This is a genomic window from Gordonia sp. HS-NH1 (genome assembly GCF_001418765.1).
In the GTDB taxonomy this organism is placed as follows: Bacteria; Actinomycetota; Actinomycetes; order Mycobacteriales; family Mycobacteriaceae; genus Gordonia.
Genome location: NZ_LIYC01000020.1, coordinates 1 through 15740, shown reverse-complemented (window position 1 = coordinate 15740; position 15740 = coordinate 1). Strand labels below are relative to the sequence as shown.

Genomic DNA, 15740 nt, shown 5'->3' with positions numbered 1-15740 from the left:
AACCCGGGCCTCCCGTCACCCGTGCCCCACGTCCCGTCGACCACCCTAGGGCGCCGACAGGCCCCCTGGACTGGTTCGGGCGGATCGCAATCCACGCGATCCGCCCGTCCCGAGACCCTCGTGCTCAGTCTGTCCGTGTTCGGTTGTCGTCAGTAACGACGGATTCCCGTCAGGGTCCACTCCTTGACGGCGTCGCGCTTGACCGGCGTGCCGTAGTTGGACGAGTGGACGAACTGGCCGTTGCCGACATAGATGCCGGCGTGGCCGCCACCGTTGAAGATCATGACGTCGCCGGGCTTGGCGTCGGAGTAGGACACCGCACGTCCGCCGCCGAGCTGGCCGTAGCTGTCGCGCGGAATGTTCTTGCCGGCCTGCTTGTAGGACCAGTAGACGAGACCCGAGCAGTCGAATGCGTTGGGGCCGGCGGAACCGTAGGAGTACGGCGAGCCGATCTTGCTCTCAGCGGCCTTGACGGCCTTCTCACCCGCGGTCAGCTGCGGCTGGCCCAGGGGCGCGCCGCCCTGCGGACGGAACTGCTGGGGAATCTGGTCAGGGGCGATGCCCGGCACGGTGAACTGTCCCAGGTTGGGGATCTCGACCGTGGCCGCGGGCGACTTCTTCACGGGCGTCGCCGGGGGTGCGGGCTTGGCGTCCGGGGCCTTCGCACCGGGCAGGGCCGGGATCTCGAAAGTCCCCAGCGGGGTGTGGACCGGGGCGGCGAGAGCAGGGCCGGCGGCTGCGGCGAGCGAACCGAGCGTGATCGATCCGGCGATCACCGCCTTCTTGGCGACCGTGCTGCCACGATTGGGCTGTTCCAAACGATGTTTGGCCACGAAGCGAGTTCTCCTTCAGATCTTCCTCTACCGCCGACCGAGTTAGCTGTCGGGTTCGGGCCGGAAGAGTGGCCCTACGCGTGTTTCGCGCATGAGGTATCCACTGGACACTCATGCGTGGCAACGCGATTCACCCCGATTCGGAACGGATTCGCGTGAGACGCATCCGTGGTGATGCGCTCCGACGAGCCCGCCCGAAGGTTGTGGTTCCCCGGTTCGCCGCAAGGGCGATTGAGCGGTGACTACTGCGGACCACTTCTGTTGAAGCGGGACGCTCCGCAAAGGTCTCAGAAAGGTTACGAAATCGGATGCGCTCTGTCCACTAAGCGACAGACAGCCAAACCTCGGCCGATTTTCAGCCGGCCCTGAGGACCGTCACAGAGGCGCGTCGATCCGGTGCCTGAACTGCGGTTTTCGCCGATCTTGCAGATCGTGCAGCGCCACTCGTCACCATTGCAGCAGCCTGCAGAACGTCGATCGCGAGGTCGATCTCGGCGTCCGCCTCGACCGTCGCCGCCGTTACCGAAACTCCACCTTCGTCGGGCATATCGTCCCAGCTCGGACCGCCAAACAGCACCGTCATCATGCACCCGTCGCAAGCGACGGGACGGGCGGGGCATCGTGCACAGTCGACGTACATGGTGTGATCTCCATCTCATCTGGCGAGGCGGGGCCGTGTCGGCCCTCGTAGGGGTCGTGGTCACCGTGAGAGCACCGCATTTCTCACGTCCAGGTGGAGACTAGGAGCACCCACCGACAAATCCGTCGAACGGTCGTCGACACAGCAGTCACACCAGTCACAGGCCGAGTACGCGGTGTGCCATCGTCGCGATGTCGGTGGATCGAACTAATGTTCGCCGGGTGACGCAGACCAGCGTGGCCGGCTCCTCCGCGGGGCAGCTCACCTTCGCCGACCTGGAGGCCGCCGATCAGGGGGACACCGGCGAGTCGTCGAACGAGTTCAGCGACCGCTCACTCTTCGACACGACCCTCGTCGTCGTCGACCTCGAGACCACCGGCTCCGATCCGGCCCGTGACCGGATCACAGAGATCGGCGCGGTGAAGATCCGTGGCGGCGAGATCATCGGCGAGTTCGCGACCCTGGTCGACCCCGGTCGACCCATCCCACCCCAGATCGTCACCCTCACCGGCATCACCACCGCGATGCTGACCGACGCACCGCGTATCGAGTCGGTACTGCCCTCGTTCTTCGAGTTCGCCCGCGGCTCGATCCTGGTGGCGCACAATGCCCGGTTCGACATGGGCTTCCTGCGTCAGAACGCGATCCGGCTCCAGCTCCCGTGGACGTTCAGCCTGAGTCTGTGCACGGTGACCATGGCCCGGCGCATCCTCACGCGCGACGAGGCGCCGACGGTCAAGCTCAGCGCCCTCGCCGACCTGTTCGACGTCTCCGTGCGCCCCACGCACCGGGCACTCGACGATGCCCGCGCCACGGTGGAGGTCTTCCACCGACTCCTCGAGCGCGTCGGCAACCAGGGCATCGCCACCGTAGGCGACCTGACGTCCTATCTGCCGCGTACCGACCCGCGACTCCGGGCCAAACGCGGTCTCGCCGACCACATCCCCTCGCGTCCCGGCGTCTACCTCTTCCGCGGCCCGTCCGACGAGGTCCTCTATGTCGGTACCGCGGTGGACCTACGCCGTCGGGTCCGGTCGTATTTCACCGGTGGCGACCCCCGCCGCCGCATCGCCGAGATGGTGCTCCTCGCGCAGCGGGTGGACATCGTGGAATGCTCCCACCCGCTGGAGGCGGCGGTACGTGAACTGCGACTGCTCGGCGCACACGCGCCGGCGTACAACCGGCGGTCGACACAGCCGTACAAGGGATGGTGGGTCACCCTGACCGAGGAACGCTTCCCTCGTCTGAAGGTCAGCCGCACACCCACCGACGAGTCGATCGGCCCGGTCGGGAATCGCACCGGCGCGGCGACCGTCGCCGATGTGATCTCGGCGGCCGCCGGTCTGCGCACGTGTACGAAGCGGCTCGGCGCCAACGGTTACCACTGGTGTCCCGATGCCGACGGGAGACGACGCCCCGGGTCGTGCCGGGCGGCCACCGCGCAGCCGCAGACGGTCCCCGATTACTCCCCGCGAGTCACCGCGGCGCGCCGACTCATGCGGGGTGAGGCCGACGAACTCCTCGACGGGCTCACCGCACGCCTCGCCGACCTCGCGCAGGCCCACATGTTCGAGACCGCGGCACGCCATCGGGACCGGCTCGCGCTCACGATCGACACCCTCGCCCGCTGTCAGCGACTGGCCGCGTTGTGCGCGATCGCCGAGATCGTCGTCGCCCGACCCGATGGCGAACGGGGATGGCAGTTCGCGGTGATCCGGCACGGGCGGCTCGCGGCGGCCGGACGCGCGCGACGCGGCGTCTCCCCCATGCCCGTCGTCGACGCGCTGGTCGCCGCGGCCGAGACCGTGGTGCCCGGAGACGGTCCGCTGCGCGGTGCCCCCGCCGAGGAGGTGGGGCTCGTCTACCGCTGGATGACCGAACCGGGCGCGCGGATCGTCGCGACCAGTGAGCCGGTCGCGCTGCCGGCCTACTCGGCCGAACGACGCCTCGACTGGTCGCGATCAGCGCACGACGCGCGCGCGGCCAGGCCCGCCACGGAACCTCGCGTGCGACAGGCGAGCTGACCGGCGGCCTGGTTCTGGGACGCACCACTAGGCTTGCGCCATGATCACTGCCATCGTCCTCATCCAGGCCGACATCCACCACATCCCGGAGACGGCGCAGGCCGTCGCCGACATCCCCGGGGTCGAAGAGGTGTACTCCTGCGCTGGCGACGTCGATCTGATCGCGAAGATCCGGGTCCGCGACCACGAACAGATCGCGACGGTCGTCACCGGCGAGATCAACCGCCTACCAGGCGTGCTCAAGAGCGCGACACACATCGCCTTCCGCAGCTACTCCAGCTCCGACGTCGAGGGCGGATTCTCCATCGGCGAGAGCTGACGCACCCTCAGGCGGGTGTGGCGAGCTGCCGGCTGAGCTCGGCCCACCGCCGCAGCAGGTCCGCGGCGGAGCCGTTGTCGATGGCCTCGGCGGCGCGGCCCTGTGCCTCCCCGAGCGCGTCGGTCAGTTCCGCCGAACTCATCGGCGCCTCCTGTTCGAACGCGACGATGGCGCCGGCCGAGTTGAGCAGCACCGCGTCGCGGACCGGTCCCGTCGTCCCGGCCAGCAGTTCGCGGGCGATCGCGGCGTTGACCGTGGCGTCGCCGCCCTGCAGGGACGACAACTCCACTCGTGCGATCCCCAGATCGGTGGGATCGACGGTCAGCTCGTTCACCTGACCGGCGACGACCTGCCACACCGTCGACGTGGTGGTGGTGGTCAGCTCGTCGAGTCCGTCGTCGCCGCGGACCACGAGGGCGGCTCCGCCGCGTTCGGCGAAGGCCCGCGCCAGCACCGGGGCGAGGTCGGCGAACGCGCAACCGATCAGCCCGCGCGACGGCGTCGCCGGGTTGGTCAGCGGCCCCAGCACGTTGAAGACGGTCGGGATGCCGATCTCCTTGCGCGGCGGGCCGGTGAACCGGAACGCGGGATGGAACACCGGCGCGAAACAGAACCCGATCCCGAGCTCGTCGACGCACCGCGCCACCGCCGCTGCGTCGAGGGAGATGTTCACGCCCAGCGCCTCGAGCACATCGGCACCACCGCTCTTCGACGACGCCGCGCGGTTGCCGTGCTTCACCACCGCGACACCCGCGGCCGCGATCACGATCGCCGTCATCGTCGAGATGTTGACCGTGTGCGACCGGTCGCCGCCGGTACCGACCACGTCGACCGCCGGACGGCTGACGTCCACGAGCGTCGCGTGCTCGAGCATCGCGCGCGACAGTCCGAGGAGTTCGGCCGGTGCCGCCCCCTTCATCTTCACGCCGACGCCGAAGGCGGCGATCTGAGCTCCGGTCGCGCTGTCGGTCATGATCTCGTTCATCGCCCAGGCGGCCTCGTCGGTGCTGAGGTCGAGGCGATCGATGATCTTGCCGAGGATCTGCGGCCAGCTGAAGTCGGACTGTGCGGTGCTCACGAGGACAGAGCCTAGTGGTGTGTCTCGGAATCAGGTGGCCGGTATCCGGTAGAGCGATCGGTGACCTGGCAAGGCGGAGGAGAGAGGGATGGCAGCGCCATCTCGACCGACGACAACGAAGCCAGGCGCCGATCGATCGCCGGAGACCAGTCGCCTGATTCTCCAGACACACCACCGGTTGCTGTTCAGCCCGGCCGACGCTGGAGGACGGCCCACTCGCGGGCGAATCCGCCATGCCGCGAGCCGAGGCTGGCCATGCGGGATCGTTCCTGCGACAGATGCATCGCGTCGAGCAGCTGGACCCGCGCCAGGACCAGGACCACGAACCCGTCCTCGAGTGCCGGCGGACTCGGCCCCCAGCGGTCATCGTCGACGGACTCGTAGCCGTCGAGCGCGGCCACCGCCGCCGCCTCGGCGCGCCGGGCGGGCGGCACCTCGACGTGGTGACGCAGGATGACCTCCTCGGCCGCGCGCCACGACGAGGCGTCGAGCGCGACCGAACTCGCGATCGCGTCGTCGTCGGACCGGGCGACCACCTCCACCCGTTCGTCCAGCGTCAGCGGCCCCGCCTCGGGCCGCGGTCGCAGTCGCGAGCGGAGCCGCGCCAGGCGGCCCTGCTCGACCACCCGGCCGTTCAGATCGCGGGGGCCGGATGGCACCGAACTCGACATGAACACACGGTAGCGAGTCGGGCCCGCAGTACGCGCTTCCCGGACACGCCGACTGCCGCCCGATAGGGGCTCGGACCTGCGGCGGGAGAATTACCCGGGGGCAATTTCCGACCCGGGTGGCCACCGCTTACTACGAACCGTCATACTTCACATGTGACAAGCGCTGTAGGTACCTCAGGAACAGCCATCACCTCGCGCGTGCACTCGCTGAACCGGCCCAACATGGTCAGCGTCGGCACGATCGTGTGGCTGTCCAGTGAGCTCATGTTCTTCGCTGGCCTCTTCGCGATGTATTTCGTCGCCCGTGCCAACTCGGCGGTCGGCTGGCCGCCGCCGCCGACCGAGCTGAATCTCGCCCTCGCCATCCCGGTGACGACGGTGCTGATCCTCTCCTCGGTGACTTGCCAGATGGGCGTCTTCGCCGCCGAGCGCGGCGACGTCTTCGGCCTGCGCCGCTGGTACGTCATCACTTTGGCGATGGGCACCTTCTTCGTACTGGGCCAGGCGTACGAATACACCCAGCTGGTCGGGCACGGCACCACCCTGTCGTCGGACGCGTACGGCTCGGTCTTCTACATGACGACCGGCTTCCACGGCCTCCACGTCATCGGCGGTCTGATCGCGTTCGTCTATCTGCTCATCCGGACCAAACTGTCGAAGTTCACGCCGGCGCAGGCAACCGCCGCAATCGTTGTCTCTTACTACTGGCACTTCGTCGACATCGTGTGGATCGGACTCTTCGTCACGATCTACTTCATCCGATGACACCGGCGACCTCGCATTAGAAGAACAGCCCGTCCCGCTTAGTAGAGAGTCACAGATGAGTTCATCTCCACCGCGTCCGTCGGATAGCGGCACCGAGGTCGGACCCGATGCCTCGGCCCGACGCTCCTCTGCACGCGACGCCGGCCGCCGCGCCAAGACACGACGCAAGCTCCGTCGGCGCGCCACCGGCACCATCGTGTTGCTGGCCGGTCTCGTCATGGCAGGCGTCCTCGCCTCGGTCCTGACCCCCGACCCCCAGGTCGCGGTCGCCGACCAGAGCAACGCCGCGATGATCGACAACGGTCGCAAGCTCTACGAGACCTCGTGCATCACCTGCCACGGCGCCAACCTCCAGGGTGTGCCCGACCGCGGTCCCGCGCTGCTCGGCGTCGGTGACGCCGCCGTCTACTTCCAGGTGTCGACCGGCCGTATGCCCGCGGCGCGCGGCGAGGCCCAGGCCCAGCGCAAGCCCGCGAAGTTCACGACCGAGCAGATCGATCAGCTCGGCGCCTACATCCAGGCCGAGGGCGGCGGACCGCAGGTTCCGCGCAACGCCGACGGAACGGTCGCGCAGGAGTCCCTGCGCGGCGAGAGCATCGGTCGGGGCAGCGAGCTGTTCCGGTTGAACTGCGCGTCGTGCCACAACTTCACCGGTCGCGGCGGCGCGCTGTCCTCGGGCAAGTTCGCACCGAACCTCGACGGCGTCAACGAGGCACAGATCTACACCGCGATGCTGACCGGTCCGCAGAACATGCCCAAGTTCTCGAACCGCCAGCTTGATCCGGAAGAGAAGAAGGACGTGATCGCCTACGTCAAGTACGTCTCCGAGGCCAAGCCGAGCGGCGGCCTCGCCCTGGGCGGTTTCGGTCCGACCAGCGAAGGCATGGTCATGTGGTTCGTCGGCGTCATCGCCATCGTCGCAGGCGCCATGTGGATGGGATCTCGAGCATGAGCGCGAACGACAAGGATGTCCCGTCGCGGGACGAACTCGACCAGATGAGCACCGACGAGCTCGTCAAACTCGGCACCAATCTCGACGGCGTCGAGATCATCCACCGGTCCGAGCGTTACACGGTGCCCGGTACCAAGGTCGAGAAGCGCGCCGAGCGACAGGTGGCCATCTGGTTCACCATCGCCGGTGTCTCCGCACTCGCCTGCCTCGGCATCTTCCTGTTCAACCACTGGGAGTTCGCCCTCCCCGATGACCCGAACTACTGGTGGTACACGTTCAACACGCCGCTCCTCGGCGTGACGTTCGGCCTCTCGGTGTTCGCCATCGGCGTCGCGATGATCCTCATCACCAAGAAGTTCATCCCCGCCGAGATCTCGGTCCAGGACCGTCACGACGGTGGGTCGACCGAGGTCGACAAGAAGACGATCGTCGGGCTTCTGCAGGACACCGGCACCACCTCGACCCTGGGTCGTCGCAAGATGATCATCGGCTCGGCCGGTTTCGGTCTCGGCGCCTTCGCCGTCACCGGACTCGTCGCCTTCCTCGGCGGTTTCATCAAGAACCCGTGGGCCGAGGGTCCCGACTCGCCGCTGTGGCACTCGGGCTGGTCGCCGATCTACAACCCGCCGGAAGCACCCAACGAGACCATCTACCTGCGGCGCGACACCGGCAATCCGTTCCAGGTCGCACTGGTCCGGCCGGAAGATCTCGACGCCGGTGGCATGGAAACCGTGTTCCCGTGGCGTCGTTCGGACGGGTTCGGCGAGTCCGAACACTCCCGCCACCTGTTGGAGGAGGGCCTGCACCAGGTCCGAAATCCCGTGATGCTCATCCGTCTGCGTCCCGAGGACGCGGCCCGCGCTGTGAAGCGCAAGGGGCAGGAGAGCTTCAACTACGGTGACTACTTCGCCTACACCAAGGTGTGCAGCCACCTCGGATGCCCCGCATCGCTCTACGAGCAGCGGAGCAACCGCATCCTGTGTCCCTGCCATCAGTCGCAGTTCGACGCACTCGAGTACGCCAAGCCCATCTTCGGACCGGCCGCCCGTGCCCTGGCACAGCTGCCGATCACGGTGAACAATGAGGGTTACCTCGTTGCTGCAGGCGACTTCATCGAGCCCGTCGGACCGGCATTCTGGGAGCGTAAGTCATGAGCATCGCCGAACGCCTCGGCACTCAAGCCGAAGAAGTCGACTCGCGGTATCACCTGGCCGCGGGCATGCGCCGCCAGATCAACAAGGTGTTCCCCACCCACTGGTCGTTCATGCTGGGTGAGATCGCGCTGTACAGCTTCATCATCCTGCTGGTCTCCGGCGTCTACCTGTCGCTGTTCTTCGATCCGTCGATGACCCGCGTCGTCTACGACGGCGCCTACCAGCCGCTCAACGGCGTGATGATGACCAAGGCGTACGAGACCACGCTGAACATCTCGTTCGAGGTGCGCGGCGGTCTGTTCGTCCGTCAGATCCATCACTGGGCAGCACTGCTGTTCGCGGCGTCGATCATCATCCACATGCTGCGCATCTTCTTCACCGGTGCGTTCCGCCGTCCGCGTGAGGCCAACTGGATCATCGGCTGCCTCCTGCTGATCCTGGCGATGTTCGAGGGCTTCTTCGGCTACTCGCTCCCCGACGACCTGCTCTCGGGTACCGGCGTCCGAGCCGCGATGAGCGGCATCGTCCTCGGTATCCCGGTGGTCGGCACCTGGATCCACTGGGCGCTGTTCGGCGGCGACTTCCCCGGCGTGATCATCATCCCGCGCCTGTACGTGCTGCACATCCTGCTCTTCCCGGGCATCATCCTGGCGCTGATCGGCGCGCACCTCGCGCTGGTCTGGTACCAGAAGCACACGCAGTTCCCCGGCCCCGGCCGCACCGAGAAGAACGTGGTCGGCGTCCGGATCATGCCGGTGTTCGCCGCGAAGGCCGGCGCGATGTTCGCCTTCGTCACCGGCGTGCTCGCCGTCATGTCGGGCATCTTCCAGATCAACCCGGTCTGGAACATCGGTCCGTACAACCCGGCGCAGGTGTCCGCGGGCTCCCAGCCCGACATCTACATGATGTGGACCGACGGCCTGATACGTCTGTTCCCGGCGTGGGAGCTCTACCTGGGCAACTACACGGTGCCGATGTCGAACTGGGTCGTGCTGATCATGACGATCATCTTCGGCCTGATGTTCGCGTACCCGTGGATCGAGAAGAAGCTCACCGGCGACGATGCGCACCACAACCTGCTGCAGCGTCCGCGTGACGCACCGGTGCGGACCGCCATCGGTGCCATGGCGGTCTCGTTCTACATCCTGCTGACGATCGCATGTATGAACGACATCATCGCGTTCAAGTTCCACATCTCGCTCAATGCGACGACCTGGATCGGACGCATCGGCTTGATCATCCTGCCGCCGCTGGTGTACTTCATCGCGTACCGCTGGGCACTCTCGTTGCAGCGCAGCGACCGCGAGGTCCTCGCACACGGCATCGAGACCGGCATCATCAAGCGGCTCCCGCAGGGTGAGTACATCGAGGTCCACCAGCCCCTCGGCCCGGTCGACAGCCACGGTCACCCGATCCCGCTCCCCTACGAGGGTGCGGCTCTGCCCAAGCGGATGAACAAGCTGGGTTCCGCGGGCGCGCCGGGTACCGGTTCGATCCTGACGGCCGATCCGCCGGAGGAGCAGCTGCGCAACGTCGAACTCGAGCACGAGATCGAGGCGGGCGAACGCAAGGCTCTCCGCGAGCTGCAGGCCAAGGGCGGCTACCCCTTCGGCGAGTAGCCACGCGCGAAAAGTTCCACGCACGACCCACCGCGGGCCGTCGAGCACCATCGAGTGCACGACGGCCCGCGGTGCGTTTCCGGGACGTCGCACTCCCCTCCCCCACGTCACGGTCGGCGACAGGTCGTCGATGTGGCACGGTGGACCCCATGCACCGGCTACCTCCCCGAAGTTCCGGTCTGTCCCAGATCACCCGCGGGATGGGCACTCTCGACGCCGAGATCTACGATTCGATCGCCCGCTCCCCGAGCCCCCTGCTCGACGTGACGATGCCGGCGCTCACGCGTGCCGCCGACCATTCCAAACTGTGGATGGCCGTCGCCGCCGGTCTGGCCGTGTCCGGGCGTCCGTCGCTGCAGCGCGGTGCCGCACGTGGGATGGTCTCGCTCGCCGTGACGAGCCTGGTGACCAATCAGGGCGCCAAGCGTGTGCGCCGACGGTCGCGCCCCGCCCACGGCCTCATTCCGGTGCCACGACAGGGCAGTCGGCGTCCGACGTCGAACTCGCTGCCCTCGGGTCACTCGGCCAGCGCTGCGGCGTTCGCGGTCGGGGTGGGCGTGGAGAATCCGCCGGCGGGCCTGCTGCTGTCCGCCCTGGCGGGGCTCGTCGGGTTGTCCCGCGTGGCGACCGGAGCCCACTACCCCGGTGACGTGGTCGCCGGGCTCGGTATCGGGGCCGTGATCGCGACCATCGGCGCGCGCGTCATTCCGCCCATCACCGAGCCGTCGCTGTCCCTGGCCGCCCCGTCCGTCGTCGACGTGGACCGCAACCCGGACGGGGCAGGTCTGGTCGTCGTCGTCAATCCGGGTTCCGCGGATGGCCGGGGGCGTCGTGTCGTCGAGACGATCCGCGGCCGGCTACCGGCCGCCGAGATCGTCGAGCTCGACGAGACCGACGACATGGCAGCCGTTTTCGCCGAAGTCGCGACCCGCGCGACGATCCTCGGGGTGGCCGGTGGCGACGGTACCGCGGCGTGCGCGGCCGGGCCGGCGCTCGCCGCCGACATCCCCCTCGCGGTCTTCCCCGCCGGCACCTTCAACCACTTCGCCCGCGACATCGGGTGTGGGACGGTGGACGCCACCATCGAGGCCATCCGCGCGGGGTCGGCGTCCCGGGTCGACGCTATGTGGCTCAATGATTCCCGACTGATCCTCAACACCGCGAGCATCGGCGCTCACCCCGATTTCGTCCGGGTACGCCGGCGTCTGCAGCGGCGGATCAGCCGTCCGCTCGCGACCGCTGCCGCGGTGTTGCACGTCCTCCGCAAGGATCCCCATGTGCGCATCGAGGTGGAAGGCCGTGTGCTCGACGCGTCGCTCTTCCTCGTGGGCAACTCGATCTATCAGCCCACCGGATTCCTTCCCTCCCGTCGTGTCCGGCTCGACGACGGACTCCTCGACGTGCGCATCCTCGAGACCAGCCATCGCTGGGCGACGCTGCGGCTGCTCGGCTCGCTGGCCGCCGGACGCCTCGAACGCTCGCGTCTCTACCACGAGATGCAGGTGCCCGAGTTCCGGTTCACCGCGGTCGACGGTCCGGTCGCGGTCTCGCACGACGGGGAGGTCGAGGATTCGTACTCCCACGCCGACTTCCGCGTGGACTATCGCGCCCTCAAGGTATTCCGGCCCGCCGCCCGCCGGCGGTCCTGACCCGAGCGACACGCCCCGACCGCGGGACAGCGAAGCGCCCCACCGGATCACCGGTGGGGCGCTTCGTCTCGGTTCGTGATCGCGCGGTGCGCGTGGGCTCAGTGCTTCTCGGGGCCGACGTGGTACTCGAAGACGAGTCCCGCCGCGGTACCCATGATCACCACCACGGCGAAGATCGACAGCCAGAAGTTGCCGGTGGCAAAGCCGACCGCGAAGGTCGAGGCGCCGAGCGCGATCAGGATCGGCCACCAGGAGTGCGGGCTGAAGAAGCCCAGCTCGCCTGCGCCGTCCTCGATCTCGGCGTCTTCGTAGTCCTCCGGGCGGATCTCGACGCGCCGTGCGACGAACCGGAAGAACGTGCCCGCGATGAGCGTCAGGCCCGCCGCGAAGAACAGGCCGACGACGCCGACCCACTCGATGCCCTTGCTGGTGAAAGCGGTGAAGAGGGTGTACGCGACGCCCGTCAGAAAGAAGAAGGCGGTCAGCATCTCGAAGAGGCGTGCCTCGATCTTCATCGTCAGCTCACTTTCTTGGTGCAGTTGGCGAGGGCCGGGTTGTCCCGGTCACCGGTCGCGCCGACGCTGCCGTCGGTGGCGCGGCGCGTGTCGAACGGCACCGTGGTCACCGCTTCGGGCGCCTGGCAGATCGCTGCGAGCGCTTCCGCGTTGGTGGCACCGGGGTTCGACTCACGGAACCGGATGTAGCTGTCGAAGTCCTCCGGGGACACCGCGCGGACCTCGAAGTTCATCATCGAGTGGTACGTGCCGCACATCTCCGCACAGCGGCCGACGAAAGCTCCGGTCCGGTCGATCGACTTGATCTGGAAGACCGGGTCGGTCGCGTTCTGCTCCGGGAAGGGGAAGACGTCGCGCTTGAACAGGAACTCCGGCACCCAGAACGAGTGGATGACGTCGGCCGAGGCGATGTTGAACTCGATGCGCTTGCCGGTCGGGAGCACCAGCACGGGGATCTCCGACGACGAGCCGACCGTCTCGATCTTGTCGAACTGGAGGTAGTCGCGGATGTCGTCGTCACGACCGCCGGCCGGACCGGGAAGCTCACCGTGCTCCCCACCCTCGTCGCTGCCGGCGTGCTCGGTCTCGGCACCGCTACCGGTCTGGGCCTGGACCTCGAACGGGTTGCCGTTCTGCTCGAAGCCGTTGTAGGTGGTGCCGTCGGAGAACTCGACCTGGTTGTAACCGAACTTCCAGTTCCACTGGAACGCGGTCACGTCGACGACGACCTTCGAGTCGTCGTTCTTGCTCTCGACGTTGTTCTGCACGATGACCGTGAAGTAGAAGAGCACGGCGATGATCACGAACGGGATCGCCGTGTAGGTGAGCTCCAGCGGCACGTTGTACGCGGTCTGGCGCGGGAACACGCCCTTCTTCGCGTCGTTCGCACGGTGGAACGTGATCGTCCAGAAGATCAGTGCCCACACCAGGATGCCCATGACCAGAGCCGCGATGACCGACCAGGTCCACAGATCGACCATCTCTTTGCCATCGGGCGTGACGCCCTCGGGCCAACCGAAACGCATCGCCTCACTGGCGTCGCAACCCGACATCAGCAGTGCGCCGAGGCCGAGAGTGGCGACGAATCCCAGTCGCTTCATCGTCCGCGACGCTGATGAGACACGCCTCGCTCGGGGCCGTCCACCGTGTGCCAATTTCACGCCTTCCTGCTCGCTCACCGGCGCCCTCGCGCCGAGGTGAGTGCATGCCACATGACCTGCACGGGGCAAGGTCTTGCCGTCAACACACAGCAATTCTTGCACCTAGTACTACGCAGCGTAGACCAACCCGGGGACGCTGACGGAATCGGGGCGCGATCCGGTCGTGTCCTCTCGCTTTCCGTCCCGCGCCGGTGTCGTCGACGCGTGAACGACGGCCCGGCCGCGCACTCGCCCCACCCCGCCACGTCGGCGCTCCACCGTGTGCTTCAGGCATACTCGGACGCGATCCGGCGCGGGGTGGAGAACCTGCTGTGGACCGGTAACTGAACGGAGAGAACGAGACGTGTGTGGTCTGCTCGGCCTGCTGACATCCGACGGAACGGCCGCCGAGGTCGTCGAACCGGTGGCGGTGGCCTCGCACTGCATGCGGCATCGCGGACCCGACGAACCCGGCACCTGGCACGACGACGACATCGTGTTCGGGTTCAACCGCCTTTCGATCATCGACATCGAACACTCACACCAGCCACTCCGCTGGGGTCCGCCCGAGAATCCCGATCGGTACGCGCTCGTGTTCAACGGCGAGATCTACAACTACCTCGAGATCCGTGCGGAACTCGCCAGGGACGAGGGCGCGCTGTTCCGCACCGAGGGAGACAGCGAGGCGATCGTCGCCGCCTTCCATCACTGGGGACCCGACGCGGTCCGGCGGCTGCGCGGGATGTTCGCGTTCGCGATCTGGGACACCGAGAACCGGTCGCTGTTCCTCGCGCGTGACCCGTTCGGCATCAAGCCCCTTTTCGTGGCGTCCGGTCCCGGCGGGCTGATCTTCGGCAGCGAGAAGAAGAGCCTGCTCGAACTGATCGAGCGCGTCGGATTGTCGTCGGAGCTCGATCCCCGCGCGATCGAGCACTACACGGTGCTGCAGTACGTCCCGGAGCCCGAGACCATCCATGCCTCGATCCGGCGTCTGGAGTCGGGCTGTCACGCCACCGCGACGCCGGGCAGTCCCCTGTCTGTCCGGCGGTACTTCACTCCCCAGTTCGGTGTCCGACCGGTCACCGACGCCACCCGGCAGAAGCGCTACGACGAGATCGCCGACGTGCTCGCCGACTCCGTCGCCAAGCACATGCGGGCCGACGTCACGGTCGGGTCGTTCCTGTCCGGTGGCATCGACTCGACAGCCATCGCCGCGCTCGCGATCCGGCACAACCCGGACCTCATCACCTTCACCACCGGCTTCGAGCGCGAGGGCTACTCGGAGGTCGACGTCGCGGCCGAGTCCGCGGAGGCGATCGGCGCGCGGCATGTCGTGAAGGTCGTCGGGCCGTCGGAGTTCATCGAGGCGATCCCCTCGATCGTCTGGTACCTCGACGACCCGGTCGCCGATCCCGCACTCGTCCCGCTCTACTTCGTGGCGGCCGAGGCACGCAAGCATGTGAAGGTCGTGCTGTCCGGTGAGGGCGCCGACGAACTCTTCGGCGGGTACACGATCTACAAGGAACCGCTGTCGCTCGCGGCCTTCGACCGGTTGCCCCGACCCCTGCGCCGGGCGGCCGGCAAGATCTCCGACCGCATCCCCGAGGGAACCCGCGGTAAGAGCCTGCTGCACCGCGGGTCACTCACGCTCGAGGAGCGGTACTACGGCAACGCCCGCAGCTTCGACGACGCGCGGCTTCGCGCGGTGCTCCGCGATTACCGTCCCGAGTGGACCCACACCGACGTCACCGCCCCGATCTACGCGATGAGTGAGGGATGGGATCCGGTGGCGCGCATGCAGCATCTGGATCTGTTCACCTGGCTGCGTGGCGACATCCTGGTCAAGGCGGACAAGATCACGATGGCCAACTCGCTCGAGTTGCGCGTGCCGTTCCTCGATCCGGAGGTCTTCGCGATCGCCGAAGGCCTCCCCCACGACGAGAAGATCTCGCACGGCACCACGAAATACGCGTTGCGCAAGGCGCTGGAGCAGATCGTCCCGGCGCACGTCCTCCACCGCAAGAAGCTCGGCTTCCCGGTGCCGATCCGGCACTGGCTGGCCGGGACGGAGATGTTCGACTGGGCGCACCAGACCGTCGCGCAGTCCCAGACCGATCACATCTTCGCCAAGGACGCGGTGATCGCGATGCTCAACGAGCACCGAGAAGGCGTGGTGGACAACAGCCGTCGTCTCTGGACTGTCCTGATGTTCATGGTCTGGCACGGCATCTTCGTCGAGGGCACCATCGTTCCGGAGATCATCGACCACACCTACCCGGTCCGCGTCTAGTCCGGGATTCCTTCTCAGACAGCACAACCGCCCCCGACAACCGCCCCCGAAACCCGCCCGCGACAGCGGAGTCGACGACGATATCGGGCTGT

14 protein-coding genes and 1 riboswitch are annotated in these 15740 nt (G+C 67.4%); of the genes, 8 read left to right on the top strand and 6 right to left on the bottom strand.

Annotation, left to right across the window (positions count from 1 at the left end):
* Window positions 1–149: 149 nt before the first annotated feature.
* Both AMD30_RS14630 and AMD30_RS24590 read right to left on the bottom strand, forming a co-directional pair.
* The gene (locus tag AMD30_RS14630; protein ID WP_010843631.1) at window positions 150–833 is read right to left on the bottom strand and encodes a C40 family peptidase; all 684 of its coding nucleotides are present in this window, start codon (window positions 831–833) and stop codon (window positions 150–152) included.
* A 16-nt stretch (window positions 834–849) separates the two neighbouring features.
* A riboswitch (cyclic di-AMP (ydaO/yuaA leader) is annotated at window positions 850–1081 on the bottom strand.
* A 107-nt stretch (window positions 1082–1188) separates the two neighbouring features.
* The gene (locus tag AMD30_RS24590) at window positions 1189–1419 is read right to left on the bottom strand and encodes a hypothetical protein (protein ID WP_231632728.1); all 231 of its coding nucleotides are present in this window, start codon (window positions 1417–1419) and stop codon (window positions 1189–1191) included.
* Between the two features lie 245 nt (window positions 1420–1664).
* Here AMD30_RS24590 and AMD30_RS14625 point away from each other — a divergent pair, with 245 nt between their 5' ends.
* On the top strand, window positions 1665–3497 hold the full coding sequence (locus AMD30_RS14625) for a DEDD exonuclease domain-containing protein (protein WP_425307034.1): 1833 nt from the start codon (window positions 1665–1667) through the stop codon (window positions 3495–3497).
* Between the two features lie 40 nt (window positions 3498–3537).
* Window positions 3538–3816: an Lrp/AsnC family transcriptional regulator gene (locus AMD30_RS14620; protein WP_010843629.1), complete on the top strand. Its 279-nt coding sequence runs from the start codon at window positions 3538–3540 to the stop codon at window positions 3814–3816.
* Between the two features lie 7 nt (window positions 3817–3823).
* Here the strand turns inward: AMD30_RS14620 and trpD are convergent, their stop codons facing one another.
* Both trpD and AMD30_RS14610 read right to left on the bottom strand, forming a co-directional pair.
* Entirely contained in the window at window positions 3824–4894 is a 1071-nt protein-coding gene (trpD, locus tag AMD30_RS14615; RefSeq protein WP_010843628.1) for an anthranilate phosphoribosyltransferase, read from the bottom strand.
* 185 nt (window positions 4895–5079) lie between these two features.
* Window positions 5080–5565 carry a hypothetical protein gene (locus AMD30_RS14610; RefSeq protein ID WP_035717853.1) on the bottom strand — a complete coding sequence of 162 codons (486 nt, stop codon included), beginning with the start codon at window positions 5563–5565 and terminating at the stop codon, window positions 5080–5082.
* Between the two features lie 153 nt (window positions 5566–5718).
* On the opposite strand from AMD30_RS14610, the gene ctaE reads away from it, so the two are divergent.
* The 5 genes from ctaE to AMD30_RS14585 all read left to right on the top strand — a co-directional run bounded on the left by ctaE (window position 5719) and on the right by AMD30_RS14585 (window position 11704).
* On the top strand, window positions 5719–6330 hold the full coding sequence (gene ctaE / locus AMD30_RS14605; protein WP_010843626.1) for an aa3-type cytochrome oxidase subunit III: 612 nt from the start codon (window positions 5719–5721) through the stop codon (window positions 6328–6330).
* 55 nt (window positions 6331–6385) lie between these two features.
* Entirely contained in the window at window positions 6386–7282 is an 897-nt protein-coding gene (gene qcrC, locus AMD30_RS14600; RefSeq protein WP_010843625.1) for a cytochrome bc1 complex diheme cytochrome c subunit, read from the top strand.
* Window positions 7279–8436, top strand: coding sequence for a cytochrome bc1 complex Rieske iron-sulfur subunit (qcrA, locus tag AMD30_RS14595; RefSeq protein ID WP_010843624.1), 1158 nt, complete (start codon window positions 7279–7281; stop codon window positions 8434–8436). The genes qcrC and qcrA overlap by 4 nt, the downstream gene beginning before the upstream one ends.
* Complete coding sequence (gene qcrB / locus AMD30_RS14590; RefSeq protein ID WP_014927327.1) at window positions 8433–10055, top strand: cytochrome bc1 complex cytochrome b subunit; 1623 nt, start codon at window positions 8433–8435, stop codon at window positions 10053–10055. Before qcrA ends, qcrB begins: the two co-directional genes overlap by 4 nt.
* Before the next feature lie 149 nt (window positions 10056–10204).
* Window positions 10205–11704, top strand: a complete 1500-nt coding sequence (locus AMD30_RS14585) for a bifunctional phosphatase PAP2/diacylglycerol kinase family protein (protein WP_442902709.1) — start codon at window positions 10205–10207, stop codon at window positions 11702–11704.
* Window positions 11705–11802: 98 nt separating this feature from the next.
* On the opposite strand, the gene AMD30_RS14580 is transcribed toward AMD30_RS14585, so the two are convergent.
* Together AMD30_RS14580 and ctaC are read right to left on the bottom strand one after the other, a co-directional pair.
* Entirely contained in the window at window positions 11803–12219 is a 417-nt protein-coding gene (locus AMD30_RS14580) for a cytochrome c oxidase subunit 4 (RefSeq protein ID WP_055476110.1), read from the bottom strand.
* Between the two features lie 2 nt (window positions 12220–12221).
* The gene (ctaC, locus tag AMD30_RS14575) at window positions 12222–13319 is read right to left on the bottom strand and encodes an aa3-type cytochrome oxidase subunit II (RefSeq protein ID WP_055476109.1); all 1098 of its coding nucleotides are present in this window, start codon (window positions 13317–13319) and stop codon (window positions 12222–12224) included.
* A 403-nt stretch (window positions 13320–13722) separates the two neighbouring features.
* Between ctaC and asnB the strand changes: the two genes are divergently transcribed.
* On the top strand, window positions 13723–15648 hold the full coding sequence (gene asnB / locus AMD30_RS14570) for an asparagine synthase (glutamine-hydrolyzing) (protein WP_055476108.1): 1926 nt from the start codon (window positions 13723–13725) through the stop codon (window positions 15646–15648).
* The last annotated feature ends 92 nt before the right edge of the window (window positions 15649–15740 follow it).